The sequence below is a fragment of the Nostoc sp. CHAB 5715 genome (assembly GCF_020829685.1).
Classification (GTDB): domain Bacteria; phylum Cyanobacteriota; class Cyanobacteriia; order Cyanobacteriales; family Nostocaceae; genus Nostoc.
In genome coordinates, this window is record NZ_JAIVFR010000481.1 from 1 (window position 1) to 5,590 (window position 5,590).

Below are 5,590 nucleotides of genomic sequence, written 5' to 3' on the forward strand. Positions count from 1 at the left end.
GCATCTTCAATTGATACTGAAAAACAAACAGACTCGGCAGAAGAAGAAGAGATAAGTGAGCTAAAAAATCTGGGAAAATTAATATTAGATGCGACTTGTCGGCAGACATAGCTTGATCTGATTCGAGTCTACAACCCTGTTGGCTACAGTTTCAAAAACCCATTCGAGGCTAAGGGCTAAGATACCAGATATTGCCCCGATGATAAAGAACATCAGCAACCTTAACAAAGGTGGGGCAAATGGCACTCGACAGTAGTAGTAGCCTAGCAGCAGCAAAGGTGGTATTGCTGCCCAGAGTAGTAGAGAAAAATTAACCACTCACCTGAGCGATCGCTGTGCGGTGACGGTGGGTATTGTTAGTGATAGTGGGAGTTTGGAAACCGGCCTCAACAATAGCTTGCTCAATATCCAAAGCGAAATATTCATCTAAATACGGTTCAGTACTTTTGAGCAACGTCAAAATGTAGGCTGGCATTTTCTGGTAAACTTCAGATTTTGGATTCATATCCATGATTGCCAAGTAGCCACCCGGACGCAGCAAGCGCCGCATTTGGGCTAAAATCTGTCGGGTTGCTGATTGGGGTAATTCGTGGCACATCAGGAAAATGGAAACTAAATCAAATGAGGCATCAGGTAGCCCACTAGATTCAGCTTGGGCATGAAGCCAGTTTATTTTAGCTTGACGTTGCCCAGCGCGGTAATTGGCAACGGCTAAAAAGTAAGGAGATAAGTCTAAGCCTGTAATTTGAGCATGGGGATAAATTTCTTGTAGGGCAAAGGTACTCAAACCCACACCACACGCCAAATCGAGGATGTCTTGGGGTTGATTGCGGATTTGAACTTTGAGGATATCGTGGTAACTTTGGCGCAGTCTAGCATCTCCTTGTGCTCCAGCATCTTCCCAAATTCCGGCATGGACAGTACGAGCAGCAACTTCTAGCTCCCAAGCGGCTTTCCAACTAAGGTTTCCACCTTCATAGGCATGGAATGACCGGAAATAATATTCTGGATAGGAAAGCTGAGGATTTTCTACTTGAGCTAGATCAGCCTTCCAATCAAGCGCCTGTAGTGTTTCAACTTCTTGCGTCCAAGGCACGCCAATTCTTTGGGCACGTTTAATCATCATTTGTCTAGCTTGATGTTTGGCTAGGTCGGCTAAAGGCTTAATTGCCAGTATGCCATTCACCAAACGGGAAGCTAAACCAGGACTAGTGTTTACAGCAGCGGTCATAAATCAGTTTGCATTTAACAGCCTTTTTTACTTATGACATACTTCCTGGAGTCCAGTCTAGAAATGAATTGAATTGTATAACGGCAGCCTCACTGGCAGCTGAAAATTGCAGCCTTTTTCATCTATTTGAACACAATCCCAGGGGCGGAGGGGCGGAGGGGCAGGGGAGGCAGGGGGAGCAGGGGAGGTAAGTATTAAAGACTCATTCACGAGTATCAAAGACTCGTCTACGAGTGTCAAAGACTCGTTCGCGAGTATCAAAGACTCATTTACGAGTATCAAAGACTCATTCACGAGTAAAAAAGACTCATTTACGAGTATCAAAGACTCGTTCGCGAGTATCAAAGACTCATTCGCGAGTATCAAAGACTCATTCACGAGTATCAAAAACTCATTCGCGAGTATCAAAGACTCATTCGCGAGTATCAAAGACTCATTCACGAGTATCAAAGACTCATTCACGAGTATTAAGAGGATGTTTTAAAAGTCTTTGGCGAATAGAATTCGCTACTACACAAACAAAGTCCACCTCCGTGGAAAGCATGCAAAATCAAGGGTTTTCTAACCCACGGAGGTGGGTTTTGCCTGTGTAGCCGCGACTTCCAGTCGCCCGGCGAGTAATAAATTAGACTTTACAAACATCCTCTAAAGACTCATTAAACTGATGTTGACGCCAAGTTGCATTTTACAGCTATTTTCAGGTAAATAGACCACGCGGTAGGGGCACAGAAAAAGCTCATTGGTGTCAACTTAAGCTCAAATGCTTGTCCCACATACGTTTTACCCCCCTTAATCCCCCCGATGTATTGGGGGGAAAAAGAAATGCAGTTCCCTCCCCAATCTTCGGGGAGGGTTAGGGTGGGGTAACGCGGATCGTGATGGAAAGCCAGAGAACTGAATATCACGTTTTGACAAGGGTTTCACCTTAAGTTGACACTAATGAGCAAAGCTTAGCCCCTACGATAGATGTGGTTCAAATACATGAAAACTGCTGTAAAATATATCTCCTATGCTCCTCTGCCCCCCTGCCCCCTGCCCCTCTGCCTCTTCCCCATGCCCCATGCCCTATTTTGCAGTAGGTTTGAGAGCTAACAACATCTCCAATTCACTGGTGGATTTATCGGGGCTAGTAGCGGTAAAGCCAAGACCACGAATTGAACCCAGGATGGTGATGGTATTGGCGTCAGATGAGATAAAACTATTGATCAAGGGCACAGTTTTAGTTTTGTCCATATCTAGGTAGAAATAGCCGCCGTTGGGCTTTTGCAAAGAACCAGTAACGGCTTTGAAAGTGTCGCTATTATCAAGAGATTGATTGTTACGATCGCTAATCGCTTCAGCAACTGGGCCACCAAGAGCCACAAATACAGTATCTTGATCGAGCCAACCATGTGCCAATAAAGCCCCCTGTCTGGGGATTTGCCATTCAGTTACGTCTTTTCCACCGATATTTCTGTTGGCAATTTCGATTTGTTGGGTTTTGGCAAGGGTATCCAATTTTGTCAAAGTGGCTTCGGCAGTTTTGCGATCGCTAGTATCAAATACTAAAGCACCTCCAAAACCAACACTCGCTAATACCCCTTGATTTGATGGAATCGCACCAAAGGCAAATTCTCCATTCATCCAGCCAAAAATATCCTTATCCAGGTCTATATTGACAAATTTCAGTTGTCCTCGCACTTGTTCGAGAGCTTGCTTCATTTCTGGATAATTTTTTGACTCTTCTACTAGCGTTTCCCAGCCACGGCTGATGCCATTTCCGCTAATCAGAGCAAAAGTACCAGTGGGAAATTGCCCGACTATATTTCCCGGACTTGATTGATACTGAAATTTATTTAGTTGCGGATCTAAATTGGCGATCGCTTTTACCCGCACTCCTGCATCATCAACACCAACACCTGCTACCACAGATTTTATCTGCTTTAGTTGCGTCAGGGTTTGTGGGGGTAACTGCTTTGCCTGCGGACTTCCGGCTGCTAATTGCTGTACCATCCCAGCATAGTCTGGTACATAAATTTGGGTGAGGCTGTTTTTGACATCCACTCCTTTAAGAATGCTGCTGGCGCCTTCTTTACTGGCAAAAGAAGACTCTCCTTTAAAGGTGTCAATTGCTTTTTCTACAGCTTGCTTTTCGGGAGCTAATACCAAGTGACTATTATTTAAAACTACGCTATATGTCGGCTTGCCATTTTCTGTAGTTTCGATAATTTTTTGACCTTGATAATCAGATTCCTGGAATTTCACCCCTTTTTGTGACTTCAATTTATTAGCAAAATTCAAGGCACTGAGTTTGTCCTTGATTCCCACTACGATCAAGATATTTGATTCCTGCTGTACATTGATTGGCGCATTAGGTGCTTTCAACTGCGCCGGTTTTACAGGATTAGACGGTAATACAGCAATCATTACACCACCAGCCCAAGGCTTTATGTCTTTTTCATAAGAAACGTTATTGTCACTGAAAACTTGCTTATTGAAATTTTCCAGACCTTTTGCCACTAATTTTTGTGCTTCTGGAGTGCCAAACTGCTGTAACTTTGCCCAGGCTTGAGAGTCAGTAGTAATATAAGTTGCCATCAATGCTGTTGAAGGTACTAGTTTAGCGCTACCTAGACCATCTGAGCTACCTCCTGATGGGGCTTTAAAATACGTATAAGCTGCTATACTTCCTGCGATAACTACAGCAGCACCAACAGCAGGAATCAAAAACTTGGATTTACTTTTAGGCATTTTGTCATCCTCTTTTGCTCAGATTGTCACCGAGATTTATACAAGTGTCACTGTAGAGTTTTCGGATTTATGAATAATTTCCGCTCATTGATCGGTATTTACTGATAAAATTAGTAGTCCTATAAGCTAGCAGTCTAAAATACTTACTCTAAAAAATACTTCCACGAGATGGGGAGCGAATCGGCAAATGATATGCTGTTCATTTCAAACAAAATAGCCTGCTCAACAGTGGCAAGCTATCCTAAGTTATAGGACTCCTGTCTGATTTGTAAGCAAAATTTCAGATAAAACCCTGATAAACGGGCTTTTCAGTCTCAGTATGTTTTCACGCAATCAAATCGGAGTCCTATATAAGTAAGAATAATTAGCAGTGTTTGTACTTAATAAAAATTTATCGAGGTGCAAGAGACTCTTGACTCAATGACAAAAAAGTGCAAAACATCAGTAAAAGTAAATGCGGGAGGGATATGGAAAAAAGTCCAAGGATCGCCAGCCGATCTTCGGAAATTCGGGTGAGATTAATTTTAATCCCCCAATCCCAAAAGGGAATTCTCACCTCCATAATGCCCTGTTGATTTGGGAAATATATTTAGACACCGCTATTTTACTTAACAACATCCAGCCAAGCCAGACTTTTCAGGATTACAAGGTCAGTAAGGATCAATGTCGAAGTCTTATTTTGATACAGATAATAACGTACACAAACCTTTTGAGTTACCGGGAGCAAGACCACACTACAACCCCGATCGCCCCGGACAGGTAGAGCATATTTTTCTCGATCTCAGCTTGGATATCCCAAAGCAAAGCTATCAGGGCAATTGTAGCATTCGCCTCTTACCAATCCGTAATGGCATTGACCGTTTGACTTTGGATGCTGTCAATCTGAATATCGAGTCTGTGCAGGTGGACGAGGTGGCACAAAATTTTGACCACGATGGGGAACAGCTTTCTATCCAACTTGCTGAGGCGACTCAAATTGGTAAACGCTTGCTGATTGCGATCGCCTACTCGGTGGCAAAACCACAACGCGGTATTTACTTTATTCAACCAGACAAGCACTACCCAAACAAGCCAACTCAAGTTTGGACTCAAGGAGAAGACGAAGACTCTCGCTTTTGGTTCCCCTGCTTTGACTATCCAGGACAATTGTCTACTTCAGAAATTCGCGTTCGTGTCCCCAACCCTCTCGTAGCGATTTCCAACGGGGAACTAATTAACACCACAGAAGACGGTGATTACAAAATCTACCATTGGTCACAGCAACAAGTTCATCCTACCTACTTGATGACTTTGGCAATAGGTGACTTTGCCGAAATTCAGGATGAGTGGAACGGTAAACCAGTTACCTACTACGTAGAAAAGGGACGCGAGGAAGATGCTAAACGCAGCATGGGCAAAACTCCCCGCATGATCGAATTTTTGAGCCAAAAGTATGGCTATCCTTATGCTTTCCCAAAATACGCCCAGGTTTGCGTCGATGATTTCATCTTTGGCGGGATGGAAAACACCTCCACAACACTGTTAACAGATAGATGTTTGCTGGATGAACGTGCCGCTTTAGATAACCGCAATACCGAAAGTTTAGTCGTCCACGAACTCGCGCACCAATGGTTTGGTGATTTGGTAGTA

Annotated in this window: 4 protein-coding genes; 1 reads left to right on the forward strand and 3 read right to left on the reverse strand. The window is 43.5% G+C overall.

Annotated elements, in window-relative coordinates; translation table 11 throughout:
- Positions 1-310 precede the first annotated feature (310 nt).
- The 3 genes from LC574_RS23805 to LC574_RS23815 form a co-directional block, all read right to left on the reverse strand.
- Positions 311-1,231, reverse strand: coding sequence for a class I SAM-dependent methyltransferase (locus LC574_RS23805; protein WP_229456033.1), 921 nt, complete (start codon positions 1,229-1,231; stop codon positions 311-313).
- A 57-nt stretch (positions 1,232-1,288) separates the two neighbouring features.
- Positions 1,289-1,693, reverse strand: a complete 405-nt coding sequence (locus LC574_RS23810) for a hypothetical protein (protein ID WP_229456034.1) — start codon at positions 1,691-1,693, stop codon at positions 1,289-1,291.
- A gap of 603 nt (positions 1,694-2,296) precedes the next feature.
- Positions 2,297-3,961, reverse strand: a complete 1,665-nt coding sequence (locus LC574_RS23815; protein ID WP_229456035.1) for a DUF3352 domain-containing protein — start codon at positions 3,959-3,961, stop codon at positions 2,297-2,299.
- A 663-nt stretch (positions 3,962-4,624) separates the two neighbouring features.
- Here LC574_RS23815 and LC574_RS23820 point away from each other — a divergent pair.
- Positions 4,625-5,590: M1 family metallopeptidase (locus LC574_RS23820; RefSeq protein ID WP_229456036.1), on the forward strand; the 966-nt coding region annotated here is incomplete at its 3' end.

What these genes read in the sequence shown, in the direction of transcription:
- LC574_RS23805 (WP_229456033.1), bottom strand. Translation starts at nt 1,231, where the DNA reads ATGACCGCTGCTGTAAACACTAGTCCTGGTTTAGCTTCCCGTTTGGTG.
- LC574_RS23815 (WP_229456035.1), bottom strand. Translation starts at nt 3,961, where the DNA reads ATGCCTAAAAGTAAATCCAAGTTTTTGATTCCTGCTGTTGGTGCTGCT.